This is a genomic window from Novosphingobium sp. SL115, assembly GCF_026672515.1.
GTDB lineage: Bacteria > Pseudomonadota > Alphaproteobacteria > Sphingomonadales > Sphingomonadaceae > Novosphingobium.
This window is the reverse complement of the sequence record NZ_JAPPRG010000002.1, coordinates 1,486,624-1,510,311: the sequence shown is the minus strand read 5'-3', so window position 1 is coordinate 1,510,311 and position 23,688 is coordinate 1,486,624. Positions and strand designations below refer to the sequence as shown.

26 protein-coding genes are annotated in these 23,688 nt (G+C 62.6%); 15 read left to right on the top strand and 11 right to left on the bottom strand.

Translation table 11 applies throughout. The features are described from left to right. Positions 1-14 precede the first annotated feature (14 nt). The 8 genes from OVA07_RS08800 to OVA07_RS08765 are packed head-to-tail and all read left to right on the top strand — an operon-like array spanning position 15 to position 5,831. Positions 15-755, top strand: a complete 741-nt coding sequence (locus tag OVA07_RS08800) for a pyridoxine 5'-phosphate synthase (protein ID WP_268171068.1) — start codon at positions 15-17, stop codon at positions 753-755. 10 nt (positions 756-765) lie between these two features. Beyond that, positions 766-1,185, top strand: coding sequence for a holo-ACP synthase (gene acpS, locus OVA07_RS08795; protein ID WP_268171067.1), 420 nt, complete (start codon positions 766-768; stop codon positions 1,183-1,185). Next, positions 1,182-2,138 (top strand): signal peptidase I, encoded by a 957-nt coding sequence (gene lepB, locus OVA07_RS08790; RefSeq protein WP_442789636.1) that lies wholly within the window; start codon positions 1,182-1,184, stop codon positions 2,136-2,138. The genes acpS and lepB overlap by 4 nt, the downstream gene beginning before the upstream one ends. Positions 2,139-2,143: 5 nt before the next feature. After that, on the top strand, positions 2,144-3,235 hold the full coding sequence (locus OVA07_RS08785) for an AI-2E family transporter (protein ID WP_268171066.1): 1,092 nt from the start codon (positions 2,144-2,146) through the stop codon (positions 3,233-3,235). Between the two features lie 20 nt (positions 3,236-3,255). Further along, a complete protein-coding gene (locus OVA07_RS08780; RefSeq protein ID WP_268171065.1) occupies positions 3,256-4,383 on the top strand; it encodes a DUF3089 domain-containing protein in 1,128 nt (375 codons plus the stop codon). Continuing rightward, complete coding sequence (ruvX, locus tag OVA07_RS08775; RefSeq protein ID WP_268171064.1) at positions 4,380-4,847, top strand: Holliday junction resolvase RuvX; 468 nt, start codon at positions 4,380-4,382, stop codon at positions 4,845-4,847. Before OVA07_RS08780 ends, ruvX begins: the two co-directional genes overlap by 4 nt. Before the next feature lie 58 nt (positions 4,848-4,905). Next, the gene (locus OVA07_RS08770; RefSeq protein ID WP_442789635.1) at positions 4,906-5,412 is read left to right on the top strand and encodes a PaaI family thioesterase; all 507 of its coding nucleotides are present in this window, start codon (positions 4,906-4,908) and stop codon (positions 5,410-5,412) included. Further along, entirely contained in the window at positions 5,409-5,831 is a 423-nt protein-coding gene (locus OVA07_RS08765; protein ID WP_268171063.1) for a PaaI family thioesterase, read from the top strand. Before OVA07_RS08770 ends, OVA07_RS08765 begins: the two co-directional genes overlap by 4 nt. Here the strand turns inward: OVA07_RS08765 and OVA07_RS08760 are convergent. Genes OVA07_RS08760 through OVA07_RS08745 form a run of 4 tightly spaced genes read right to left on the bottom strand, consistent with a single transcriptional unit; the run spans position 5,828 to position 8,881 of the window. Beyond that, positions 5,828-6,199 (bottom strand): DUF2794 domain-containing protein, encoded by a 372-nt coding sequence (locus OVA07_RS08760; protein WP_268172656.1) that lies wholly within the window; start codon positions 6,197-6,199, stop codon positions 5,828-5,830. The genes OVA07_RS08765 and OVA07_RS08760 overlap by 4 nt on opposite strands. Continuing rightward, the gene (gene epsC, locus OVA07_RS08755; RefSeq protein WP_268171062.1) at positions 6,196-6,912 is read right to left on the bottom strand and encodes a serine O-acetyltransferase EpsC; all 717 of its coding nucleotides are present in this window, start codon (positions 6,910-6,912) and stop codon (positions 6,196-6,198) included. Before epsC ends, OVA07_RS08760 begins: the two co-directional genes overlap by 4 nt. 26 nt (positions 6,913-6,938) lie before the next feature. Beyond that, a complete protein-coding gene (locus OVA07_RS08750) occupies positions 6,939-7,568 on the bottom strand; it encodes an HdaA/DnaA family protein (RefSeq protein WP_268171061.1) in 630 nt (209 codons plus the stop codon). A gap of 29 nt (positions 7,569-7,597) precedes the next feature. Continuing rightward, positions 7,598-8,881, bottom strand: coding sequence for a heavy-metal-associated domain-containing protein (locus OVA07_RS08745; protein WP_268171060.1), 1,284 nt, complete (start codon positions 8,879-8,881; stop codon positions 7,598-7,600). A 107-nt stretch (positions 8,882-8,988) separates the two neighbouring features. Between OVA07_RS08745 and purM the strand changes: the two genes are divergently transcribed. The 3 genes from purM to OVA07_RS08730 are packed head-to-tail and all read left to right on the top strand — an operon-like array spanning position 8,989 to position 12,174. Further along, entirely contained in the window at positions 8,989-10,095 is a 1,107-nt protein-coding gene (gene purM, locus OVA07_RS08740) for a phosphoribosylformylglycinamidine cyclo-ligase (protein ID WP_268171059.1), read from the top strand. Beyond that, positions 10,088-11,029: a phosphoribosylglycinamide formyltransferase gene (gene purN / locus OVA07_RS08735; RefSeq protein ID WP_268171058.1), complete on the top strand. Its 942-nt coding sequence runs from the start codon at positions 10,088-10,090 to the stop codon at positions 11,027-11,029. Before purM ends, purN begins: the two co-directional genes overlap by 8 nt. Before the next feature lie 8 nt (positions 11,030-11,037). Beyond that, positions 11,038-12,174 carry an MFS transporter gene (locus OVA07_RS08730; protein WP_268171057.1) on the top strand — a complete coding sequence of 379 codons (1,137 nt, stop codon included), beginning with the start codon at positions 11,038-11,040 and terminating at the stop codon, positions 12,172-12,174. 50 nt (positions 12,175-12,224) lie between these two features. Here the strand turns inward: OVA07_RS08730 and OVA07_RS08725 are convergent, their stop codons facing one another. The 6 genes from OVA07_RS08725 to OVA07_RS08700 form a co-directional block, all read right to left on the bottom strand. Then, positions 12,225-12,470 carry a hypothetical protein gene (locus OVA07_RS08725; protein WP_268171056.1) on the bottom strand — a complete coding sequence of 82 codons (246 nt, stop codon included), beginning with the start codon at positions 12,468-12,470 and terminating at the stop codon, positions 12,225-12,227. A 104-nt stretch (positions 12,471-12,574) separates the two neighbouring features. Continuing rightward, a complete protein-coding gene (locus OVA07_RS08720; RefSeq protein WP_268171055.1) occupies positions 12,575-14,872 on the bottom strand; it encodes a TonB-dependent receptor in 2,298 nt (765 codons plus the stop codon). A 222-nt stretch (positions 14,873-15,094) separates the two neighbouring features. Continuing rightward, positions 15,095-15,517, bottom strand: a complete 423-nt coding sequence (gene ndk / locus OVA07_RS08715; protein ID WP_268171054.1) for a nucleoside-diphosphate kinase — start codon at positions 15,515-15,517, stop codon at positions 15,095-15,097. A gap of 149 nt (positions 15,518-15,666) precedes the next feature. After that, the gene (locus tag OVA07_RS08710; protein WP_268171053.1) at positions 15,667-16,098 is read right to left on the bottom strand and encodes a DNA polymerase III subunit chi; all 432 of its coding nucleotides are present in this window, start codon (positions 16,096-16,098) and stop codon (positions 15,667-15,669) included. Further along, positions 16,098-16,253, bottom strand: a complete 156-nt coding sequence (locus OVA07_RS08705) for a DUF2256 domain-containing protein (RefSeq protein WP_144905467.1) — start codon at positions 16,251-16,253, stop codon at positions 16,098-16,100. The genes OVA07_RS08710 and OVA07_RS08705 overlap by 1 nt, the downstream gene beginning before the upstream one ends. A gap of 6 nt (positions 16,254-16,259) precedes the next feature. Beyond that, positions 16,260-17,717, bottom strand: a complete 1,458-nt coding sequence (locus OVA07_RS08700) for a leucyl aminopeptidase (protein WP_268171052.1) — start codon at positions 17,715-17,717, stop codon at positions 16,260-16,262. A gap of 99 nt (positions 17,718-17,816) precedes the next feature. Here OVA07_RS08700 and OVA07_RS08695 point away from each other — a divergent pair, with 99 nt between their 5' ends. The 4 genes from OVA07_RS08695 (at position 17,817) to rsmA (ending at position 23,426) form a co-directional block, all read left to right on the top strand. Then, entirely contained in the window at positions 17,817-20,075 is a 2,259-nt protein-coding gene (locus OVA07_RS08695) for an LPS-assembly protein LptD (protein ID WP_442789634.1), read from the top strand. A gap of 128 nt (positions 20,076-20,203) precedes the next feature. Further along, positions 20,204-21,562, top strand: coding sequence for a peptidylprolyl isomerase (locus OVA07_RS08690; protein WP_268171050.1), 1,359 nt, complete (start codon positions 20,204-20,206; stop codon positions 21,560-21,562). Between the two features lie 38 nt (positions 21,563-21,600). Further along, positions 21,601-22,608, top strand: coding sequence for a 4-hydroxythreonine-4-phosphate dehydrogenase PdxA (gene pdxA, locus OVA07_RS08685; RefSeq protein ID WP_268171049.1), 1,008 nt, complete (start codon positions 21,601-21,603; stop codon positions 22,606-22,608). Further along, the gene (rsmA, locus tag OVA07_RS08680; RefSeq protein WP_268171048.1) at positions 22,605-23,426 is read left to right on the top strand and encodes a 16S rRNA (adenine(1518)-N(6)/adenine(1519)-N(6))-dimethyltransferase RsmA; all 822 of its coding nucleotides are present in this window, start codon (positions 22,605-22,607) and stop codon (positions 23,424-23,426) included. Before pdxA ends, rsmA begins: the two co-directional genes overlap by 4 nt. Before the next feature lie 9 nt (positions 23,427-23,435). Here rsmA and OVA07_RS08675 read toward each other — a convergent pair whose 3' ends face one another. Then, on the bottom strand, positions 23,436-23,648 hold the full coding sequence (locus OVA07_RS08675; protein ID WP_268171047.1) for a DUF4287 domain-containing protein: 213 nt from the start codon (positions 23,646-23,648) through the stop codon (positions 23,436-23,438). Between the last annotated feature and the right edge of the window lie 40 nt (positions 23,649-23,688).

The following is a 23,688-nucleotide window of genomic DNA, read 5'->3' as shown; positions in this document are numbered from 1 at the left end:
GCAAAGGCAGCGCGATGAGCGTGCTTACCCCCGGACGCCTGCGACTTGGCGTCAACATCGATCACGTCGCGACCATCCGCAACGCGCGTGGCGGCGATCATCCCGATCCGGTGCGCGCCGCGCAGATCGTGGCGGACGTTGGCGGCGATGGCATCACCGCCCACTTGCGCGAAGATCGTCGCCACATCCGCGACGAGGACATCGCCCGGATTCAGGCCGCCACCAGCCTGCCACTCAATTTCGAGATGGCAGCGACGGACGAGATGCTGGAAATCGCGCTGCGCCACATGCCGCATGCTGCATGCATCGTGCCCGAACGGCGCGAAGAGCGGACCACCGAAGGCGGGCTGGACGCAGCCGGGCAGCACAACCGCCTTGCCCCCATCGTGTCACGCCTGTCCGATGCGGGCATCCGCGTCAGTCTGTTCATCGCACCCGAAGCCCGCCAGATCGAAGCCGCAATGAAGCTGGGCGCACCAGTGGTCGAACTGCACACCGGCGAATATGCCCACGCGACGGGTGAACAGCGCGCCATCGAACTCGCCCGTATTGCCGATATGGCCGCCCTTGCCGCGCGCAATGGTATCGAACCTCACGCCGGTCACGGCCTCACGTACGAAAACGTCCAGCCCATCGCGGCGATCCCCCAACTGGCGGAGCTCAACATCGGCCATTACCTGATCGGCGAAGCCATCTTCGTCGGGCTGGAAGCCGCCGTTCGCCGCATGCGCGATCTGATGGACGAAGCGCGATGAGGCCGAACCCGTGATTGTCGCGATCGGCTCTGACCTCTGCAATATCGAGCGTATCCAGAATTCGCTCGACCGTTTTGGTGACCGCTTCATCAACCGCGTGTTTACCGATGTCGAAAAAGCCAAGGCCGCCCGCCGCCCCTACACCATGGCCGGAACACTGGCGAAACGCTTTGCCGCCAAGGAAGCTTTTTCCAAAGCGGTCGGAACCGGCTTCAAGGCTGGCGTGTTCATGAAGGATATCGGCGTGGTCAATGCCCCCTCCGGTGCGCCCACTCTGGCGCTGACGGGCGGGGCTGCGGCGCGCCTTGCCGCCATCACGCCAGCCGGGCACCTTGCCGTCGTCCACCTTACCCTTACCGACGATCACCCATGGGCGCAGGCCTTCGTGGTGATCGAGGCCCGCCCCATCACCGGACATTCCCCCGCTTGACCGACCTGCTGCCTGACCCCACGTTGACCGGGCCGACGCACGACGCACACGATGCCCCGCTCTCTCCGCCCCCTGCCCCGCCCGAAAAGGTGGACTGGTGGGCTGAACTGCGCGGCCTTGCCCTGATGCTGCTGGCTGTCGTGGTGTTTCACAGCCTGATCGCCAAGCCGTTCTACATCCCGTCGATTTCGATGATGCCCAACCTGTTGGTGGGCGATCGGCTGATCGTATCGAAGTATCCTTATGGCTGGTCGTGGGTTTCGGCATCGTTCCACGTCCTGCCGCGCGGTGACCGCCGCGTTTTGGCCGGTACGCCTGAATATGGCGACATCGTCATCGCGGTTCCGCCGGATCGCGACGAGGACTATATCAAGCGCGTGGTTGCCCTGCCGGGTGACCGGATCGCCGTCATCAACGGACAGATCATCCTGAATGGCAAACTGGTGCCACAGGCTGCCGAACCGCCGGTGCAGATTGCGGTTGAACCTGATCTCGATTGCGATGGCGAGCCGTGCTATGACATGTTCGAACGCTATCGCACCCGCCTTGCCGATGGGCGCGAGGTTTACGAACTTCCCGCTTTTCGTGAAACATTGCCCAATGGCGCCAGCTATCTGGTCATCGACCACATGAACCAGATGCTCGACAACTATCCCGAAACGCTGGTGCCGCCCGGTCATATCTTTCTGATGGGCGACAATCGCGATCATTCGGCCGATAGCCGCGCCTCCATTGAGGAACGCGGCCTTGGCGGCCCGGTGCCTCTGTCCAGTGTGGGCGGAAGGGCCGAATTCATCACCTTCTCGCTCAACGGTGGCGAAACGCTGAATCCGCTGACGTGGTGGTCCGCCTTGCGCGATGGCCGCGCGTGGACCAGACTGCGCCCGGAATTGCGCCAGACAACACAACTGCGTCAAACATCACAAGTAGCCGGCGCTTCACGGGAGCCTTGATCCGCATGGATGTGCAAACTCAGCCCAACTCCACCGGACCCCACTCCCCCGGCCCGACCGATATCAGCGATGATCTGGTAAAGCGCGAAGCCAAGAAGGCGACCGTGTGGATCGGCGTTGCCGGGCTGTTCGCGCTGGCCGTGCTTCTGGCGCAACCGTTGCTGGTCATCATCGGCGGCATTGTGTTTGGCGCAATGATCGATGGCGGACAGCGGTTGATTGCACGCATTGCGCCATGGCTGCCGCGCGGGGTGCGGATCACGCTGGTCCTGCTGGGCGCATTTGCCTTCCTTGTCTGGCTGGTGATCTTTGCGGGCGGGCAAATCGCGGCGCAGGCTGCACAGTTGCCCGAAGTCATTCAGACTCAGGTTACCCGCCTGTCGCTCTGGGCGCAAAGCCACGGCATCACCATGCAGGATTTCAACCTGCAACAGGTGGCATCGCAGGTTTTAGGCAGCGTCGGCCAGGTCACGCGCGCGCTTGGCGGCATTTTCGGCGGCTTCACCACCGCCTTCCTGATTTTCATCCTGTCGATCTATTTCGTTCTGGAGCCAGACCTCTACCGTCGCGGCTTTGCATGGATGCTGCCTGCCGAAAGCCGCGACCACTTTGAAGGCACCGCCGTCCGCATGGGTAAGGCGCTGCGGATGCTGCTGTTCGGTCGGTTGATCGGCATGGCTGTCGAAGGTGTCGCAACGTGGGCGCTGCTGGCGTGGTGGGGCGTGCCCATGGCCGCGCTGCTGGGTTTGCTTACCGGCCTGCTGGCCTTCCTGCCCAATATCGGCGCGCCCATTTCGGGCCTGCTGATGGTCATGGTCGGCTTTTCGGGCGGCACCGAAATGGGCCTGTTCTGCGTCGCGGTTTACGTCATCGTGCAGACGGTGGACGGCAACATCATCGTGCCGATGGTGGCCAAACGCACTGCCGACCTTGCGCCCGCGCTGGTGCTGGGTGCGCAGTTGGTGTTCGGCCTGCTGTTCGGCATTCTCGGCCTGATGCTGGCCGATCCGATCGTGGCGATGATAAAGATCGCGCTGGAACGGCAGGCAGATCGCAACAATGCGGCTCGCTCGCCCATCATCACAACGACCGATTGACCGGCAGGATCATCTCAACAATGGCACGCAAGTTCCTCTATCTCATAGCCCTTTTTGCGGTTCTGGTGATCGCGGCATTGTTCGCCCTGCGCATCTGGTCCACCGAACTGACCCGGTTTGCTTTCGTCCCGCGCACCGCCTTCGAAAAGCTCCCGCCCCTGCGCCCCAATGCCTATGCCAACGTCAACCTGTGGGTCTCGCACCCTCAGGCAAATGGCACTGACCCTTCGCGCTGGACGCCCGATGGTGCTTCGCGTGACAATGGCAAGGCGGTGGTGTTCTTCATCCACCCCACCAGCTATCTGGCACGGGCACACTGGAACGCCCCGGTCACCGATACCGACAGCGCGCGGCGCACGGATTACTATATTCGCGGCATGGCCACGCCATTCAATTCGCAGGCCCAGCTATGGGCGCCGCGATATCGTCAGGCCGCATTCGGGGCCTTTCTGACCGACAAGCCCGAAGCGCAAAGCGCGCTGGAAACTGCCTATCTTGATGTGCGCGATGCGTTCGACACATTCCTTGCCGCCGCGCCCGCCGATGCCCCCATCGTTCTGGCAGGCCACAGTCAGGGCGCGCTGCACCTGATGCGCCTGCTTCAGGATCGCGTCGCCGGCACCGCACTCGCTCCCCGCATTGCTGCCGCCTATGTCATCGGCTGGCCGGTGTCGGTGCAGCATGATCTGCCCGCCATGGGCCTGCCTGCCTGCAATGCGCCCGATCAGGCCGGTTGCGTCGTGTCATGGTCTAGTTTTGCCGAACCTGCCGATCCGGCGCTCGTGCTCGAAGCCTATCGCGCCCGCCCGGCGCTGGATGGAAAGCCCAAGGGACCGGAACCTGTGCTGTGTACCAATCCACTCACCGGCAGGACCGGCGGCAACGCGCCCGCATCGGCCAATACCGGCACGCTGCACCCCACCGAAAAGCTTGATGGCGGCAAGCTGGTCAAACAAGCCGTTCCTGCGCGCTGCGATGCCACCACCGGCCTGCTGATGATTGGCGACCCGCCCGAAATCGGCCCTTTCGTGCTGCCGGGCAACAACTACCACATCTATGACATCCCGCTGTTCTGGCAGAACCTGCGCAGCGACGTCGCCCATCGCGCCGCCGCGTGGGGTGCCACGCACAGCAAAACCGCGCCATGATTACCCAGTCGATTCTCGATATGCGCGATGCCCTGCCCGAAGGCGGCGTTTTGCTGGGCCTCGATACCGGCACCAAGACCATCGGCATCGCCTTGTGCGATCCAGACTGGCGCTTTGCCACAGCGGGCACCACCATCCGCCGCGCCAAGTTCACTCTGGACAAGGCAAAGATCGCCGCGCTCATTGCCGAACGCGGGGTGCAAGGCATGGTCATCGGCCTGCCGCTCAACATGGATGGATCGGAAAGCCCGCGTTCACAGGGCGCGCGTGCCATGGCCCGTAATCTTGAGGATATCGGCCTGCCGATCCTGATGTGGGACGAGCGCTGGACCACACAGGCCGCCGAACGCGCGATGATCGAACAGGATTTCAGCCGGGCCAAGCGCGCCACTCGCATCGATTCGCATGCCGCCGCGCTGATCCTTCAAGGCGCAATCGATGCATTGGCGGGCAGCGCGTTCTAGCACCTTCAATCGTTCGATTAAATCGCTTGAAATCATCGGTCGGTGTCGGCACTGATCGATGATGAACAGCATACCGCAAGACCCGCAGGGCCGCCCTGCCATCCCCAAGGATCTGCCGTTTGATCCTGCGCGCTTTGCCGGGTTCATGATGAAGCACGGCCATTCGGGTTTTGTCGGCATGGAATTTCTTCAGCACGGCGACAACTGGGTCGAACTGGCCCTGCCCTGGCGCGACGAACTGGTGGGCGATCCCGAAACCGGCGTGCTCGCCTCCGGTCCGATCATCAGCCTGCTCGACAATGCCACATCCATGTCGGTCTGGGCCTTGCGCGGCGCCTTCCGCCCGCAAGTCACGCTCGACCTGCGGGTCGATTACGTGCGCGCCGCCACACCCGGCAAAACCGTAATCGCATGGGCCGAATGCTATCAACTAAAAAAGTCGATGGCCTTCGTCCGGGGCATTGCCCACGATGGCGACATTGCCGATCCGGTCGCCCACGCAGCGGGCATCTTCATTCAGGTCGAAGCCGATGGCTGGGCGCGTGCGCCGGAGAAAAGCGCATGACCGCCGACACGCTTGAACACCTGTCAGACCGCCTTCCCCCCTATGCCCGCGCCATGGGTATGCGGGTCGATCACATGCTCGATGGCGCGCCGGTTCTGGCCATGGATTTCTCCGACCGCACCATGGGCCGCCCCGGCTTCCTCCACGGTGGCGCGATTGCGGGCCTGCTCGAAATGGCGGCCATCATCGCACTCCACGCCGATCTGGGCGCAGAAGATGCAGCGCTGCGGATCAAGCCGGTCAATATCTCGGTCGAATATCTGCGCGGCGGGGTAACGGTGGAAACCTTCGCGCGCGGTCAGGTCATCCGCGCCGGCCGCCGCATCGCCAACGTCAGGGCAGAGGCATGGCAGACCGACCGTGACAAGCCGCTTGCCAGTTGCTGGATGAACTTCCTCATCAAGCCGCGAAAGGCTTAATCTTCCACTACTTTCAGCAGCTTACGCTCGAGCGGTGACAATACGCCAGGCAGATCGTGCCCGCGCTTCAGCACCTGCCCCGCTTCCCCGAACAGCGCCCACATGCCCTGCTTTCCGCGCAGCGCGGGGCGCTTTTCAATCCGTGCGGTCGGGCGTTCGGCCGTGCGTTTGAATGCAGCGAAAATCGCCGCGTCCTTGCCGAAATCCATAGCATAATCGCGCCAGAATCCTGCCGCCACCATGCGCCCATACAGATCAAGGATGCGCAGCAGTTCCAGCCGGTCAAACCCGACCTGAAGCGGCGCGCGCGCATGCGGAAAGGGAACAACCGTGCCGGGAGGCCCGGCTTCTGGCCCGCTCCCGCTCAGTTGCGCGTCCTTCGTGATGCGGTTGTCGGCGTCGGCGCGGGTGTTTCATCGCTCTGTGCCGCGATCAGCGCCGCCACTTGTGCCTTCAGCGTGGCAACTTCGGCCTCAAGCTCATCAACCCGCGTGCCGCCATTCGGCTCGCACGGTTCCTTGCAGGGCGTGCCATAGGGGATGAACTGCTTCAGCCACGTTTCAGCAGGCACCAGCGTTGATCGCGCCTTCAGGCCGATCATCGTCGCGCCTTCGGGCACATCGTCGGTCACCACGGCGTTGGCACCCACGCGCGCGCGGGGTCCCACGGTAATCGGCCCAAGGATCTGCGCGCCCGATCCGATGATGACATCATTGCACAGCGTCGGGTGCCGCTTGCCCGGAATACCATTGGCAGGGTTCGTGCCGCCCAGCGTAACACACTGATACATCGTCACATTATCACCAATCTCGGCGGTTTCGCCAATCACGGTAAAGCCATGTTCGATAAACAGGTGACGCCCGATCTTCGCACCGGGATGAATGTCGATGGCCGTCAGAAAGCGCGAGAAATGGTTCACCGCGCGGGCCAGGAAATACAGCTCCGCTTCGAACAGCCAGTGCGCCACACGATGGAACCCCACCGCCCACAGCCCCGGATAGAGCAGGATTTCCCAACGCGAACGCGGCGCAGGATCACGCGAACGGATCGAATCCAGATAAGCGATAAGGCCCTTGAACATGCCCCAATTCTCTCTTTTTAACCGCGCTAAAGCAAGCGCGGCTGAAATTCCCCGGTTCGCTCTGCCAAAGCATCGCGCACAAGCGATATGGTGACGGGTGCTTTACGCTCAAGAGACAGCCGGTCAAGAGTTTCAATCAGCAACTCGATTCCCGCATGGCTCCGCTCAACCCGTTGCAACAGATAGGCCAGTACCGCCTCGCCCAGAATCAACCCGCGCCGGGCCGCGTGCTCGACAATAAGCCCCGCCAGCAATTCATCATCGGGCGCGCCCACCTCGATCAGCAACGCCGCGCCCAACCGCGATGCCAGATCGGGCAAGGCAATCTTCCATTCGCCCGGCGCGCGGTCGCATACCAGCAGCAGCGGTCGCCCATCGGCCTGCGCCCGGTTCCAGCGATGGAACACCTCGTCTTCGGGCAGACTGTCGGCCCCGTCCACCACCTCGCCCGCGCCGCTTTCGGCAAACCAGCGCGCCAGCAGGCTTTTGCCCGAACGCGGCGGCCCTGTCAGAAGCGCCGTGCGAAACGGCCAGCGTTCCGCCGTCATAAGCGCGTCGATCACCGGCACCAGCGATGGCCCGGTCACAATCGTTTCCGCACCGCGCGCCGTCACCAGCGGCAGCGCAATCTGTGATGTCTTGCCCCCCTGAGTCATCACACCATCAGGCCGCTCCCTTGCGGCCATCACTTGCGAATCGACAGCGCGCCCGCACCCACCGTCACCCGCCAGCCCTGCGACCGCAGCGCTGCGGCCAGCGCCTCAAGCTCGCCGGTATATGTCACGCGCATTACCGATGTCCCGCCAATTGCGATGGAACTGGACGCCGCGCTTTTCACACCCGCAATCCCGCGCACTGCCGCCATGCCCGCATCCACCGCCGCCGCGTCCGCCGTGGCGAACTGCACGGTAAAGCTGGTCGTCGCTGCCACCGGGCTGGCGCTGGCACTGGCGCTTGGTCCGGCTTCGGGGGCCTTGGCCGGGTCTGCCGTCGCCACCGGCCCAGCCGAAGCCAGCACCTGTTCGATGAGCTTGGGGTCGATCTGCGGCGCCATGTTCAGCGTCGGGTCCGGGCGCAACGTCCCGGCTTGCAAGGCCTGCGCATAGATCACATCGATTCGCCCGATGGCTTGCTCCAGCATCTTGGGCAGTTCCGCCTCGCTCTTGGCGGTCAGCGTAAAGCTGCCCAGAAAGCGGTTGTCGGGGCCATAACGGGCCGAAAAGGTGCCCTTCACCGGCCCGCCGGGAAATTCCCGTTCCAGCCGGGCCATCGGCATAATCACATCGCCCGCGCCAAATTCGTCCAGAATCATCCGCCACCAGTTGCGGCTACGACGGTCAAGCTGGCCTGCGGTCAGCAGCAGCGAATCGGAACCCGATCCGGTTGGCCGCACATAATCGATCATGCTGTTGCCGGTGCGATATTCCGCCCACGCCTTTTGCCAGACGTTGCGGGTTTCAAACACCGTCGCCACCCCGCCATCATGCAGCACCGGAATCACCAGCATCGGTGCGGACCGGGCCTTTACTCCGCTCATCCCCAGCCGTTCGCTGGTGCGCGCGCGGTCAAAAATCACACCCAGAGTGGCGATATACCGGCGCGGGCCAATCTGTTCGCGCTCAACCACAACGGCGGAAACCATTGATTCAATGGTCAGATCGTCCAGCCCCGGCGCGGCCCCGCCGCTGCCATTGCTGGCCCACAGCTTTTCCCATGCCTTGCGCTGCGCTTCGCGCCAGCCATTGGCTCGCCCGTCTTCGGGGTTGTCCCCGCTGACGTTCACTTCAATCCCGCGCACTTCGAAATCGCCATTGCTGGCAATCGGGGGGATGCCTCGGTCCCCTTCGATCTGCGCCACCAGCGCAGCCCCGCCCAGCCCAGCCACAAGGGCCAGAGCGATCATCACAGCCTTGCGATTCGGCACAAGATCAACAGGCAAACGCAGTGCGACCACGGGAACTCCAGACAAAACAGGCCGCTCCCGAAAACCCCATTTTCGAATTTCGGACCAGACAAACGCGCTTTTGCCCAAAGGCGAGTGGAAATCCAAGCAGGAAACCGCTAGGCGCGCGATCCATGAGCGACGATCAGAACAAGCCTGAGAGCTATAGCTACGCCAAGGCCGGCGTGAACATCGCAGCCGGCAACGCGCTGGTAAAGGCCATCGGCCCGCTGGCCAAGGCCACCGCACGCCCCGGCGCCGATGCCGAACTGGGCGGTTTTGGCGGCTTCTTCGACCTCAAGGCTGCGGGCTACAACGATCCGCTGCTGGTCGCGGGCAACGACGGCGTTGGCACCAAGGTCAAACTCGCCATCGACCATGACCGGCATGACCAGATCGGCATCGATCTTGTCGCCATGTGCGTGAACGACCTGATCGTTCAGGGCGCTGAACCCTTGTTCTTCCTCGACTATTTTGCCACGGGCCGCCTCGACAACGGCGTGGCTGAACGTGTCGTGGCGGGTATTGCCGATGGCTGCAAGCTGGCCGGTTGCGCGCTGATCGGTGGCGAAACCGCCGAAATGCCCGGCATGTATGCCGATGGCGACTATGACCTTGCCGGTTTCTGCGTCGGCGCGGTGGAACGCGGCGAACAGCTTACCGGCGATCGCGTGGCCGCAGGCAATGTCCTGCTCGGCCTTGCCTCGTCGGGCGTTCACTCCAACGGCTATTCGCTGGTCCGCCGCCTTGCCGCCGACAAGGGCTGGAAGCTGGACCGCCCCGCCCTGTTCGACAACGAACGCCTGCTGATCGATTACCTGATCGAACCGACGCGAATCTATGTGAAGAGCCTGCTGCCCTTCATCCGTTCGGGTCGCATCAACGCGCTGGCCCACATCACCGGCGGCGGTCTGCTGGAAAACGTGCCCCGCGTCCTGCCGCGCGGCCTGCACGCCCGCATCGATGCCGATAGCTGGGAACAGAGCCGCCTGATGGCTTTCCTGCAGGCACAGGGCAATATCGAGCCGGAAGAGATGGCCCGCACCTTCAACTGCGGCATCGGCATGATCCTCGCGGTCGAAGCCGATCAGGCTGACGCCCTTGCCGCCGATCTTGCCGCAGCGGGTGAAACCGTGTTCCGCGTGGGGCATATCGTCGAAGGCGAAAAGGGCTGCACCGTGTTCGGCAGCGCCGAAACCTGGTCGGCCCGCGAAGCATGGTCCGCCACCCACAATGGTTGATAAGACCCCCGTCGCGGTCTTCATTTCCGGCAGCGGCACCAACATGGCGGCGCTGCTCTATGCTTCGCGCGCGGCGGGCTGCCCCTATGAAATCGTGCTGGTTCTTTCCAACAATCCGGATGCATCGGGCCTGAAACTGGCGCAGGCCGAAGGCGTGCCCACGTTCTGCCTGCCGCACAAAGGTATTCCCCGCGCAGACCATGACGCGCTGATGGAAGAACAAGTGCGGGCATCGGGCGCGCGGTTCATCGCGCTGGCGGGGTACATGCGGATTCTCAGCCCGGAATTTGTCGGTCGCTGGGAAGGTCGGATGCTCAACATTCACCCCTCGCTCTTGCCCAAATACAAGGGCCTGCACACGCACGACCGCGCGATTGAGGCGGGCGACACCCACGGCGGCTGCACCGTCCACCTCGTCACGGCCGAACTCGATGATGGCCCGGTTCTGGGGCAAACGCCCGTCGCGATCATCCCCGGCGACACCGGCGACAGTCTTGCTGCGCGCGTGCTCTTTGCCGAACACCAGCTCTATTCGCGCACGCTGGCAGCCTATGTCGCACGCGAAAACAGCGCAGAATGGCTGCTCGAAAAAGTCCGCACCCTCACCGCTGCCTTGCCAGAGGTTGAGGAGCGCGAAAGCCACGGCGCGCCCGGCTGGCGTGTCGGCGGCAAATACTTCGCCCATTTCAACGATCAGCACCACGGCACGCCCCACATCGCGCTGCTGGTAAAGACCAGCGGGCAGGATGAACTGGCCGCCCTGATCGATCAGGCCCCCGAAATGTGGTTCCGCCCCGCCTATTACGGTGCCAGCGGCTGGGCGGGATTGGTCCTCAACCGCGCCGATGTCGATTGGGACCACGCGGCGGACTGGCTACGGCGTAGCTGGGCGGCAGTCGCCCCTCGCCGTCTTGCCGCCATGATGGAATTTTAACTCAAGCCATGGCTTTCACCACCTTGCGCCGCATCTACACGCACACTGCACTGCAATCGTTTGTAGAGGCGAGCGGCGGCCTGTTTGTGGTGGGTTTTCTGGTCAAACAAGGCCTGTCCCCCGCCCTCGCTCTTGCCAGTTTCGCGCTGGTTCTGCTGTCGCGCTTTGCCCTGCGCGCGACGGTGCTTCCCCTTGCCCACGCCCATGGGTTGCGCACCGTGCTGCTGCTGGGCGTGTTAATCCGGGCCATCAGTTTCGTGACGCTGCCCTTCGTCGGCGGTATCGGCGCGATGCTCGTCGCCTATATCCTCATCTCCGGCTTGGGCAGCGTGCTCTACTGGACCGGCTACCACGCCTATGTCTCTGCCGCGGGCAGCGAAGGCGCGATGGGACGTCAGGTCTCCATCCAGCAGGCCACCACCGCCACGGTCGGCATCGTCGCCCCGGTGGCGGGCGGGTTCCTGCTGGCAGGGGCCGGACCACTGGCAGGCTTTGCCATCATCGCCGCCCTGCAACTGTGCGCCGCCCTCCCCTTCCTCGGCGCGCCCAACCCGGCCATCGATCCGGCCTCCCGCGCTGATCCGGCCATCGTCCGCTTCGGTCGCCGTCTCTACTTTGCCGAAGGGCTGCAAACCGGCTGCGGCGTGGTGATCTGGAACCTCGCGCTGTTCGTCACGCTCAACCAGAACTTCGAAAGCTTTGGTGGCGCGATGGCGCTGGCGGGGATTGGCGCGGCGGCGGGCAGCCTCATCATTGGCCGCCTGATCGACGGCGGACGGGGCACCCACTCGCTGGCGCTGGCCTATGGCTTGGGCGCGGGCGTCCTGGTCATCAAGGCGCTGGCATGGGCCAGTCCGCTGCCCGCGCTGATCGCCACCGCACTGGGCGCGCTGGCCGCGCCCATGCTCGCTACCGCCATGCTCTCACCGCTCTATGCCATGGCGCAAAGATCGCGCTGCACCTTGCGCTTCAACATGGCGACAGAGGGCGGATGGGATCTGGGATGTTCGGTCGCGTGTCTTGTCGCGGCCGTCGTTCTGGCAAGCGGTAAGGGCTATTCGCTGCCCATCGCGATGGGCCTGCTCGGCACCTCGGCCATCGCCCTGGGCCTGACGCACTGGTATCGCCGTCTGGCGCAGGCTTGAGGCCGCCCGTGCCAGCTTAGGGGCTTTTAGGTGTCGTTCAGGTCACCCCTTCAAATTTGCCCTGAATCCACCTGCGGACGACTTTCGCGCGTGCCGCGATAGCGCACGGCAGGATCATTCGCATCGCCTGCGATCACCACAAAATCATTATGCACTTCAAGCAGTTGCCCGGCAAACGGCATGTCTTCAAACATCGGGTTCCCGGTGATGCGATAGCTGACCGTATCGCCCACTTTGAACGTCGCGGCATCAAAATTGAAGCTGAAGGGGCAATCGTCCCCACCCATCCCTTGCATCGCTGATTCTCCCATTTAACCGATCGCATAACAAAAAGGGCTGCCGGAATGAACCGGCAGCCCCCGAAAGGTTCCCATTTCCCGAAAACCGGGATCAGGGTGGATCAGAATTCGTAACCCACGGTCACGCCATAGGTGCGCGGCGGCATCAGCGTGCCCCCGATGGTGCGGCTGGTGGCCACGGCATAGCTGCCCGCCCAGACCAGCTTGTCGGTCAGGTTGCGGACCCACAGGTTAACCGAGGTCTTGTCGTCCGAATGGCGGTACTTCACGTTGGCATCGACCATGGCATAGGCGTCTGCGGCCATGCGATCGTCATTGAACTCCGTGTGATACTGCTTTGAACGATAAGAGAAATTCGAGCCCAGCGTAACGCTTGCACCACTCTGCAGATCAAACGTGTAGGTGGGGTTGAAGTTGAACGTCCACTTCGGGCTCATACGGGTATAGTTGCCCGACAGATCCTCGTCAGGCAGGGCCGCGCCACCGGGGCCGAACAGCGCCGCATTCAGCGGGTTCTTCGAGAAGAACTTCGAGAACTTGGAGTCGAGGTAGGCACCCGACATGTCGAGCGACAGGCCATCAACCGGGCGCCAGCGGAATTCGACTTCCGCACCATAAGCGCGCGATTCCGCAGCGTTTTCAAGCGCGCTGGCAAAGAACGGCGCGTTCGGGATCGGGAAAGTGCGCTGGAACTGGCCGTTCTTCAGCTTGTGGTGGAACACCGCAAGATTGGCCTGCATCGTGCCCGCGCTATACTTCACGCCCGCTTCGTAAGCTTCGACCTTTTCAGGGTTCACGAACGGCGTGGTGGCAGTGGCAGACCGGCGCGAACCGATTTCGGCGGTACCCGATTTGAAGCCGCGCGACCAGTTGGCGTAGAGCATTACGTCATCGTTCGGGCGGAATTCAAAACCGGCCGAGGGCGAGAAATCGTCCCAGGTCTTTGACGTATCCCACTGCAAAGGATCAAGATTGAAGCCGGTAGCGGCGGTGCCGATCCCGCTGTTGTTCTTGAGATGGCGCTTTTCCCATGAATAGCGACCGCCCAGCTTGACCGAGAACTGTTCGGTCAGATCATAAGTGACGTTGGCGAAAACCGCCCAGGTTTCAACGTCCAGCTTGCCGTCAAACTGCACGCGGAAGGGATCGGTGTTGTTCAACACATCAACACCGATGTGGTTTTCAACGCGGATCTTTTCCTTCAGGTAAAAGCCTGCGAACACCGCATGCAGCTTGTCGGTTTCGACGTTGGCCTGCAGTTCTTGGCTGAACTGGTGCTGGAATACCGGCTGCCAGTGGTTGGCGCTGGTGCGCACTGCGTTGGTCTGTGCCAGCGGGTAGCCGGCATAGGACGACATGTCGAAATCGTGGAAGAAGATCGCGCGGAAATTGCGGTACGTCGTCAACGACTTGAGGCTCAGCGCGTCAGAAGCGTCATAGTCCATGACGCCGGTGAACGAATACTGCTTGCGATCATTGATCGGATCGAAGTTGGTGTTCAGGTTACGCACATTGCTGGCAAAGGCAGCCTGGCTGCCATCGGCATTGGTGCGCTGGCCCAGCGCGGTCAGGCTGGCCGTGGTGGTGCCGGGGAACGACACTTCACGGAACTTCACCGCCAGCGACTGGTCATTTTCGGTGTGCAATTCGCCGGTCAGCAGGATCGACAGCTTTTCGGTTGGCAGGAACTGCAAGTGACCACGCACCGACCACTGGTTGGCGTTATCGATGTCGTTGCCGGTAAATTCGTTGATGCCATAACCGTCGCGGTGAATGCGCTGCACGGCAAGGCGCGCGCGCACGCCTTCGGTGATCGGGCCACCAATGGCCGCATCGGTCTGGATCAGCAGGGCATCGCCACCAATGGTCTGGCGCACATAGCCGTCCAGCGTATCGGTGGGCTTGGCGGTGATGAGGTTGACCGCGCCACCCGTGGCATTGCGGCCATAGAGCGTGCCCTGTGGGCCGCGCAGCACTTCAACCCGTTCCAGATCGAACATCGAACCGAGCTGTGCCTGTGCCAGCGAAACCACTGCACCATCGACATGCAGCGCAACCGAGGGATCGACGCCCGGCAGCGAGCTGGACAGGCCGATGCCGCGGATGAACAGCTTGGCGAAGTTGAAATCGTTACCGAAACTGATCGAAGGCACCAGCGTTTGCAGGCCTTCAAGCGTTACAGTATTGTTCGCGGCAAGCTGATCGGTGCCGACAGCGGCAACCGAAAGCGACACGTCGGACAAAGACTGCGCACGCTTTTGCGCAGTTACGATGATTTCGCCGCCGCCGGCTTGATCGGCAGCTTCCTGAGCGAAAGCGGGCTGCGTGACGGCAAAGGCCGCGACTGCAAGAATGCTGGCGCGCGAAAAAAGGCGCGCAGTAGCGCGGGTTGTGCTCACAGGTATCCTCCCTGACTGGCCCCTTACGGGTCCGGCGTTCTCATTGCGGAACGATTGCAATCATAGCAGTCGTAGGCAGCGCATACAATTTCCGTTCTGATCCATAACAGTCATTTCAACGGAGCGTTGCATTGCTGCAACATTCGACCAAGGTCGTGGAGGACGCAAAAAGGGCCGGAGGCATTGCTGCCCCGGCCCCTCAGGTTCAGACCAAAGGCCTGATTAGCCGACGATTTCTTCTGGCTTGAAGAAATAGGCGATTTCGATCGCCGCATTTTCATCAGAGTCCGAACCGTGGACCGAATTGGCCTCGATCGATTCGGCCAGCTCCTTGCGGATGGTGCCGGGTTCGGCATTGGCAGGGTTGGTGGCGCCCATGATGTCGCGGTTGCGCTGCATCGCGTTTTCGCCTTCCAGCACCTGCACGACCACCGGGCCGGAGATCATGAATTCGACCAGTTCGCCAAAGAAGGGGCGTTCGCGGTGAACGGCATAGAAGCCTTCGGCCTGTTCGCGGGTCATGTGGATACGCTTGGAAGCGACGACGCGCAGACCCGCTTCTTCCAGCATCTTGGTGACCGCGCCGGTCAGGTTGCGACGGGTCGCGTCAGGCTTGATGATCGAGAAAGTGCGGGTAACCGCCATGGGATTTATCCTTGCGAAATGTGGGAAATCAGTTGGGCGCGCCCCTAGCCGGGATTGTATTGCAGTGCAAGGTTGGGCTTCTTTGGTCAGAAGCCTCTGCCCGGATCAGGTTCGGAGCGAGACTTCGCTTCCAAGCAGAGGCTGTCCCTTCAAGGCCCCTCTTTCCACTTGCCTTGCTCCTGCCGCCAATAGCGCCGTTCCACCCCTTCGCGGGTGGCCAGCATGCGCCAGCATCCGCGCGCGTCGTCAATGCGTGCAGGTGGGAACAGCAGGAACACGCGGTCGAAATCGCCTTCGCGCCATATACCGTCGGCCAGCGCCATGAATTTTGCGCCATTGGCCGGGTTCGGCGCATCGGACAGCAGCACTGGCTGGCGCGCATCGTGCGCGGTGCCAGCACGGCCATTGGCAAGGAAGGTGTCGGGCAGGCGCGACCACAGCGCTTCGCTGGCGCGTTTGAGCTGCGCTTCGTCTTCGGATACGACCAGCAGGCGTTCGCCCGCCGCCAGCGTATTGCGCGCGATCAGCGGCAGCACCTGTTCGGCAGGGTCATTGGTCAACTGGTAGAAATCGACGCGCATCAGCCTGCAACCTTGCCTTTCCCGCTGCGGCAGCGGTCGGAACAGAACTTCACGTTATCCCAGTCCCGCTCCCACTTCTTGCGCCATGTGAAGGGCAAGCCGCAAGCGGCACAAGTCTTCGTCGGAAGGTCAGACTTGCGCCGCATCTTGGGCATGGAGTGTCAGGCTTCCAGCACGTCGCGCACATAGCGATCGAGCAGGCGCACGCCATAACCGGTCGCGCCCTTGTCCCACGTCTGGCCGGGCTTGTCGGCCCAGACCATGCCCGCGATATCAAGGTGCGCCCATGCCACGCCCTTGTCGATATAGCGGTTGAGGAACTGCGCAGCGGTGATCGAGCCGCCATAGCGCGGACCGACGTTCTTCATATCGGCAATCGGGCTGTCGATCAGCTTGTCGTAAGCAGGCCCAAGCGGGAAGCGCCACAGCTTATCACCACATGCCTTGCCCGCCGCATCCAGCTTGCCGGCCAGTGCATCGTCATTGGTGAACATGCCGCCATATTCATGGCCGAGCGAGATGATGATGGCACCGGTCAGTGTCGCAAGATCGACGATGGTGGCAGGCGCATATTCCTTCTGCACCCACGTCAGCGCATCGCACAGCACAAGGCGGCCTTCGGCATCGGTGTTGATGACTTCCACCGTCTGGCCCGACATCGACGTCACCACGTCACCGGGACGCTGGGCATTGCCATCGGGCATGTTCTCAACCAGCCCGCAGACGCCGATCACGTCCGCTTTTGCCTTGCGCTTTGCCAAAGTAAGCATGGCACCCGCAACGGCACCTGCGCCGCCCATGTCCCACTTCATGTCTTCCATGCCAGCGGCAGGCTTGATCGAAATGCCGCCGGTATCAAAGGTCACGCCCTTGCCGACAAAGGCGGTGGGCTTTTCAGCTTCAGCACCCTTCCAGCGCATGGCCAGCAGCTTGGGTTCGCGCACCGACCCTTGCGCCACGCCCAGCAACGCCCCCATGCCCAGCTCGGTCATTTCCTTGAGGCCCAGCACGACGATTTCAACGCCGGTGCCTTCTAGCCGGGCCTTGGCGCGTTCAACGAAGGTTTCGGGATAGATCACGTTGGCCGGTTCAGCCACGAGTTCACGGGTGAATTCAACACCTTCGGCAACGGCGCTGGCATCGTCCCATGCCGCAGCCGTGCCTTCAGGAGCCGCTACGGCGACGATCTCTGCCAGCGACGGCTTCTGTTCGTCTGTCAGCTTGGTGCGATAGACATCGTGGCGCCAACCGCGCAGACGTGCGCCCAGCAGCACGGCGGCGGCCTGTTCACCCGAAAGGCCAGAACCCACAAAGTCGATAGCGAGCGCGGTTTCGCCCGATGTCAGGAACTTTGCCGTCAGCGCCGCGCCTGCCTTTTCCAGTGACGCGAGACGATCTGCTGCGTCAGCATGGCCGATTCCGGCAAGCGCCAGACGCTTCACCCCGCCATCGGACGCGACGAAAGCTTCGTAAACCTGGCCCGCTTTTCCGGCGAAACGCGCGGCGGCGGCCCCTTCTCGCACCACGGCATCAAGATCGGCGGGCAGCGCGTCCTGCGCCACCAGACGGGCAACGAGGCGGGGCAGCGGGGCTTCGCTGGTGCGGAAAACGACCTTCATTCGGCACTCCTGTCGGAAAGACGTCACGCTTTGGCGCGGATTGGCCAAGGCGAAAAATGTGCAATTGCAGTTAGGGTGCACTGGTGCGATAGGCAACCCATGCAACCTGCCCGGCGGCCGCAGCCGCAAGCCTTCGATCGATGCTTGCGCCTTGTGCGCATGACAGCAGCCGCGTCAACCCTAGCGCTAGCCTGCGCCGCAGCCCCCGCTGCATTTGCGCAAGACGCAATCGCGGGTGACGAATCATCCGTCGATGACGTGGTGCGATTCGAAGCCGACGCGGTGCGGTATGACAGCAATGCCGAACTGGTAACCGCCAAGGGCAATGTCGTGCTGCGCCACGAAGACCAGACCGTGCGCGCCGACGATGTGACGTGGGACCGCAACACGGGCAACATCCTTGCCGCGGGCAATATCCGCTTTGTCGATGTAGACGGCAACGTGGTCTATACCGACAAGGTTGAACTGACCGACGAATTCAAGGCTGGCGCGATGGAAGACCTGCTGGTCGTCCTACGCACCGGGGGTCGCCTTGCCGCCGAACGCGGATCGCGCGATGAAAACGGCAATATGACGCTGGAAACCGCAGCTTATTCAGGCTGTTCAGTGGAAGACGGCAAAGGTTGCGCCAAAAACCCCAGTTGGGAAGTGACCGCCGCCCGCGTCTATTTTGACGCAAAGGAAAAGCGCGTCAAATACAAGGGCGCAACGCTGCGCATGTTCGGGATTCCGGTCCTGCCCCTGCCCGGCCTTGGCCACACGTCCGATTTCCGCGCCGAAACCGGCCTGCTGATCCCTGATTTCCGTCTGGGTGCGTCGAACGGTGCCGAAATCAGCGACACCTGGTACTGGCGCATTGCCGACAACCGCGACCTTGCGCTGACCGGCACGTTCTTCACCGGTTCGTTGCCGATGCTGACCGCCAAGTATCGTCACCTGACCAATCTGGGCGCGTTCCAGATTACCGGATATGCCACGCGCAGTTCACGCATTTCAGTAGGCGGGTCCAGTTCCACCCAGCAGCAATCGTGGCGCGGCTATATCGAGGCGAACGGCAAGTTGCAGTTCTCGCCGGAATGGAGCCTGACTGGCAATGGTCGTCTGGCGTCCGACCGCACGTTCCTGCGCCGCTATGAAATCAGCCGCGATGACCGGTTGCGCTCGTCGCTCAATCTCGAACGGATCGACAACGACAGCTATCTGAGCATTGCCGGATGGATGACGCAGACGGTGCGCGTCGATGATCCGCAAGGCATGGTGCCATTGGCCCTGCCCGCCATCGATTATCGCCGCCGCATGACCTTTGATGGCGTGCCGGGTCGGTTCGAACTGGAAGCCAACAGCCTCGCCATCCTGCGCACCGCCGGGCAGGACAGCCAGCGCGCCTTTGCCCGCGCGCAATGGGATTTGCGCACGATCACCGGCATGGGTCAGGAAGTGACGCTTACCGGCCTTGTCCGCGCCGACGCCTATCACAGCGCTGAGAACGACCTGACCGAAACCGCCATCTATCGCGGCTTACCCGGCTGGCAGACGCGCGGCATCGCAACGGCGGCGGTGGACGTGAAATGGCCATTCATGGGCGAACTGTTCGGTGGAACGCAGGTTCTCACCCCGCGCTTTCAGGTGGTTGCGACACCGGGCGTCCGCAATTTCGAGATTCCGAACGAGGATTCGCGCTCGGTCGATCTGGAAGATACAAACCTTTTCGCGCTCAACCGCTTTCCAGGGCACGACCGGATCGAGGACGGGGTGCGCTTTACTTATGGGTTCGACTGGAATTTCCAGCGTCCCGGCCTGCGCATTGCCACCACGGTCGGGCAAAGCTATCGCCTGTCGAACCAGAATTCGATTCTACCCGATGGCACAGGGCTTACCAACCGCGCTTCCGACTATGTGGGCCGCACATCCGTCCGCTTTGGCGATGTCATCAAGTTTACGCATCGCTTCCGGCTGGACAAGGACAGCTTTGCGATGCGCCGCAACGAATTTGACGCAACGCTGGGCAACCATCGCCGCTATGTCGAAATCGGCTATCTGCGGCTGAACCGCAACATCGCCAGCACCTTTGAAGATTTGCAGGACCGCGAAGAGCTGCGCTTTGCCGCGCGCACCCCGATCACCCGCACCTTCTCGGTTTTCGCATCGGGCATCGTCAACCTGACCGACAAGAACGAAGACCCTTCGCTGACGTCCGACGGGTTTGAAATGCTGCGTCACCGCATCGGCGTTGCCTATACCGACGACTGCCTCGACCTGTCGTTCACATGGCGGCGCGATTATGTGACCACGGGCGATGCTGCACGCGGCAACTCGTTCCAGATTTCGCTCTCCCTCAAGAACCTTGGGGTGAAATAGCGCGCATCTCTTGCCCTTTTGCGTGTGATGCGCCACTCAGCTTGGGTTAAGCCGCGCGGCGCCACATATCCGGGGATACCAGAAGGCCGCCACCCAAGCGCCAGTTCGACAGGACCAACTACTTTATCATGATGTCCAAGCTGAACATTTCCCGCAAGGCGGTAAGCCGCACGCTGGGCACCACCGCCATGGTCGTGGCCGCATTTGCCACCGCCGCAGCACCGGTCATGGCCCAGGGTGCCAATTCGCCGCTCAACATCCCGGCAAACCCGCAGATGTTTGGCACGAACGATCCCAACGTGCGCCGCGCAACGGCCATCGTGAATGGCGAAATCGTGACCGGAACCGATGTGGAACAGCGACTTGCGCTGATCCTGTCGGCCAATGGCGGCAAAGTGGACGGCGAGGAAAAGGAACGCCTGCGCATGCAGGTGCTGCGCAACCTGATCGACGAAACGCTGCAGATTCAGGAAGCCAAGGCCGCTGACGTGCCTGCCGACGACGCGCAGGTTGACGCCACGTATGAACGTGTCGCCACCCAGAACTTCGGCCAGACCGCCGAAGCGATGGAAAAGTATCTGGCACGCATCGGATCGTCATCATCGTCGCTCAAGCGGCAGATTCGCGGCGAACTGGCATGGCAGAACCTCCTGCGCCGCAACGTGCAGCCCTTCGTCAACGTCTCTGACGGCGAAGTGCAGGAAATGATGCAGCGCCTTCAGGCCTCGAAGGGCACCGAAGAATATCGCATCGGCGAAATCTTCCTTGCCGCGACCGACGAAAACAAGGCGCAGGTCAATGCCAACGCCCAGAAGATTGTCGAACAGCTGAAGGAAGGCGGCAGCTTTGTTGCCTACGCCCGCCAGTATTCCGAAGCGTCGACCGCTGCGGTTGGTGGTGATCTTGGCTGGATCAGGCTTGCCCAGCTTCCGGCTGAACTGGGTGCCACCGCAGGCACCATGGCGCCCGGCCAGCTTGCCGGACCGGTTGAAATCCGTGGCGGCTTCTCGATCCTCTATCTGATCGACAAGCGTCAGGTGCTGACCGCCGATCCGCGTGATGCTCTTCTCAGCCTCAAGCAAATTTCCATCGAATTCCCCAAAGGTACAACCAACGACGTTGCGACCAAGCGGGCGGCCGAATTTGCCGCCATGGTCAAGACGATCAAGGGCTGCGGCGATGCCGACGGACAGGCCAGCAAGATTGGCGCAACCGTTGTCGCCAACGACCAGATCAAGGCACGCGATCTGCCCGGCGCTTTGCAGGAAACCCTGCTGAACCTGCCGGTCGGGCAAACCACACCACCGTTCGGCTCGATCGAAGAAGGCGTGCGCGTGCTCATGCTATGCGGGCGTGACGATCCGCAAGTGTCGAACGGCCCCAGCTTTGACGAACTGATGGCCCAGATTGAGGATGACCGCGTAAACAAGCGCGCGCAAACCTATCTGCGCGACCTTCGCCGCGACGCGGTGATTGAATACAACTGATCCTCGCAAAATGCGCGATCCGGGGTTAGGGGAAGCCCATGACGCTTCCCTTGCCCCTTGCACTGTCCATCGGTGATCCTGCCGGTGTCGGTCCTGAACTGGCTGCTGCCGCATGGGCGTTGAGCGATGCGGAAGGCTTGCCGCCGTTCTTCGTTGTCGGCTCTGCCCGCATTGTCGAACAGGCCGCCCGGCAACGCGGCCTGACTATGCCGATCTGCGCCGTCAAAACGCCGGACGAAGTGGCGGATTGCTTTGACAATGCTCTGCCTGTGCTTGATCTGGCCGATCTGCCCTATACCCCCGGCGCGCCGGATGATGCAGGCGCGGAACTGGCGCTGAACGCATTAGCAATCGCCACCGGCCTTGTCCGTTCAGGCGCGGCTGCAGGGCTGGTCACCGGCCCCATCGCCAAAAGCCGCCTTGCCCGTGTAGGCTTCAACCATCCGGGGCAGACCGAATTCGTGGCGGAAGCTTGCGGGATTACGCCGGAAAACGCGGTGATGATGCTGGCGGGGCCAAGCCTTCGCGTCGTGCCGATCACCGTCCACGTTCCGCTGCGGGCTGTGCCCGATATGCTGACCGCCGAATTGATCCGCAGCCGCGCCGCGATCACCGCCACCGCGCTGACCCGCGATTATGGCATTGAACGCCCGCGCCTTGCCGTAGCGGGCCTTAACCCCCACGCGGGCGAAGATGGCCGTATGGGAAGCGAGGACGCCGAAATCGTCGCCGTGGCCGTAACCGCACTGCGCGATGCCGGAATCGATGTGACAGGGCCGCTGCCACCTGACACCATGTTCCACGCAGAAGCGCGCGAACGCTATGACGTGGCGATCTGCATGTATCACGATCAGGCGCTTATCCCTCTGAAGGCGCTGGATTTCGACGCCGGGGTCAATGTCACCCTTGGCCTGCCGATCATCCGCACCTCGCCCGATCATGGCACCGCATTTGCCATTACCGGAACCGGCACGGCGCGCGTCGGACCAACGATTGCGGCCATCCGTATGGCGGGCGAATGCGCGGCGCGGAGAATGAGCCTATGACCGACCTCCCTCCTTTGCGCGATGTGGTGAACCGCCACGGTCTTTTTGCCACCAAGGCACTGGGCCAGAACTTCCTGTTCGACGAACACCTGCTGGACCGGATCGCAAAAGTTCCAGGCAAGCTGAAGGACGCGAACGTGCTGGAAGTCGGCCCCGGCCCCGGCGGGCTGACCCGCGCCCTGCTGCGCGCGGGCGCCAATGTCACCGCCATCGAAATGGACAAGCGCTGCCTGCCCGCGCTGGCCGAACTGTCAGACGCCTTTCCCGGCAAACTGACCGTGATCGAAGGCGACGCGACCAAAATTGACCCCGCCACGCTGTTTGACGGGCCATGGCATGTGGCGGCAAACCTGCCCTACAACGTCGGCACCATGCTGTTCACCGGCTGGCTTTCGGGGCAGGAATGGCCGCCGCGCTGGCAATCGCTGACGCTGATGTTCCAGTTGGAAGTAGCCGAACGCATCATCGCGGCCCCCGGCAGCAATGCTTACGGTCGCCTTGCGGTGCTGGCGCAGTGGCGATCCACTCCGCGCATCGCGATGAAGGTCCACCGCAGCGCCTTCACCCCTCCGCCCAAAGTGATGTCGGCCATCGTCCACGTCGAACCTGGCATCATGCCCGAAGGGGTTTCGGCGCGGATGCTGGAGCGCGTAACCGAAGCCGCCTTCGGCCAGCGCCGCAAGATGCTGCGCCAGTCGCTGAAAGGCCTGCCGGGCGCGCTGGACGCACTGGAGATGCTGGGCATCGATTCACAGCGCCGCGCCGAAACGCTGGACGTGGCGGAATTTGTCAGCATTGCGCGGGTGCTGACCAAATAGCGCGAAAAGCTATTGGCTATCCTCGGCCAGCGTGTGAGCCACAATCGCATTGGCGTGACCGTGGCCCATCCCGTGCTCATTCTTGAGCATGGCGACCAGCTCCATGTGCTTGGCCGGAAGCGCGGCGCGAACCAGCGCCTTCCATTCGGCGATCGGCTTGCCATACGTCTTCTCGATCGACGGAAAGTAGCTGGCTGGGCCTTTGACTGCGGGTTCGGTCATGACCGAAAAAGACCACGCCGAACATCCGCCTGTCAACGCC

Excerpts from the sequence above, each read along its gene's own strand:
- OVA07_RS08800 (WP_268171068.1), top strand. The coding sequence starts at position 15 with ATGAGCGTGCTTACCCCCGGACGCCTGCGACTTGGCGTCAACATCGAT.
- OVA07_RS08785 (WP_268171066.1), top strand. The coding sequence starts at position 2,144 with ATGGATGTGCAAACTCAGCCCAACTCCACCGGACCCCACTCCCCCGGC.
- OVA07_RS08780 (WP_268171065.1), top strand. The coding sequence starts at position 3,256 with ATGGCACGCAAGTTCCTCTATCTCATAGCCCTTTTTGCGGTTCTGGTG.
- ruvX (WP_268171064.1), top strand. The coding sequence starts at position 4,380 with ATGATTACCCAGTCGATTCTCGATATGCGCGATGCCCTGCCCGAAGGC.
- OVA07_RS08770 (WP_442789635.1), top strand. The coding sequence starts at position 4,906 with ATGATGAACAGCATACCGCAAGACCCGCAGGGCCGCCCTGCCATCCCC.
- OVA07_RS08765 (WP_268171063.1), top strand. The coding sequence starts at position 5,409 with ATGACCGCCGACACGCTTGAACACCTGTCAGACCGCCTTCCCCCCTAT.
- epsC (WP_268171062.1), bottom strand. The coding sequence starts at position 6,912 with ATGTTCAAGGGCCTTATCGCTTATCTGGATTCGATCCGTTCGCGTGAT.
- OVA07_RS08750 (WP_268171061.1), bottom strand. The coding sequence starts at position 7,568 with ATGACTCAGGGGGGCAAGACATCACAGATTGCGCTGCCGCTGGTGACG.
- purM (WP_268171059.1), top strand. The coding sequence starts at position 8,989 with ATGAGCGACGATCAGAACAAGCCTGAGAGCTATAGCTACGCCAAGGCC.
- purN (WP_268171058.1), top strand. The coding sequence starts at position 10,088 with ATGGTTGATAAGACCCCCGTCGCGGTCTTCATTTCCGGCAGCGGCACC.
- OVA07_RS08730 (WP_268171057.1), top strand. The coding sequence starts at position 11,038 with ATGGCTTTCACCACCTTGCGCCGCATCTACACGCACACTGCACTGCAA.
- OVA07_RS08725 (WP_268171056.1), bottom strand. The coding sequence starts at position 12,470 with ATGCAAGGGATGGGTGGGGACGATTGCCCCTTCAGCTTCAATTTTGAT.
- ndk (WP_268171054.1), bottom strand. The coding sequence starts at position 15,517 with ATGGCGGTTACCCGCACTTTCTCGATCATCAAGCCTGACGCGACCCGT.
- OVA07_RS08710 (WP_268171053.1), bottom strand. The coding sequence starts at position 16,098 with ATGCGCGTCGATTTCTACCAGTTGACCAATGACCCTGCCGAACAGGTG.
- OVA07_RS08705 (WP_144905467.1), bottom strand. The coding sequence starts at position 16,253 with ATGCCCAAGATGCGGCGCAAGTCTGACCTTCCGACGAAGACTTGTGCC.
- OVA07_RS08700 (WP_268171052.1), bottom strand. The coding sequence starts at position 17,717 with ATGAAGGTCGTTTTCCGCACCAGCGAAGCCCCGCTGCCCCGCCTCGTT.
- OVA07_RS08695 (WP_442789634.1), top strand. The coding sequence starts at position 17,817 with ATGCAACCTGCCCGGCGGCCGCAGCCGCAAGCCTTCGATCGATGCTTG.
- OVA07_RS08690 (WP_268171050.1), top strand. The coding sequence starts at position 20,204 with ATGATGTCCAAGCTGAACATTTCCCGCAAGGCGGTAAGCCGCACGCTG.
- pdxA (WP_268171049.1), top strand. The coding sequence starts at position 21,601 with ATGACGCTTCCCTTGCCCCTTGCACTGTCCATCGGTGATCCTGCCGGT.
- rsmA (WP_268171048.1), top strand. The coding sequence starts at position 22,605 with ATGACCGACCTCCCTCCTTTGCGCGATGTGGTGAACCGCCACGGTCTT.
- OVA07_RS08675 (WP_268171047.1), bottom strand. The coding sequence starts at position 23,648 with ATGACCGAACCCGCAGTCAAAGGCCCAGCCAGCTACTTTCCGTCGATC.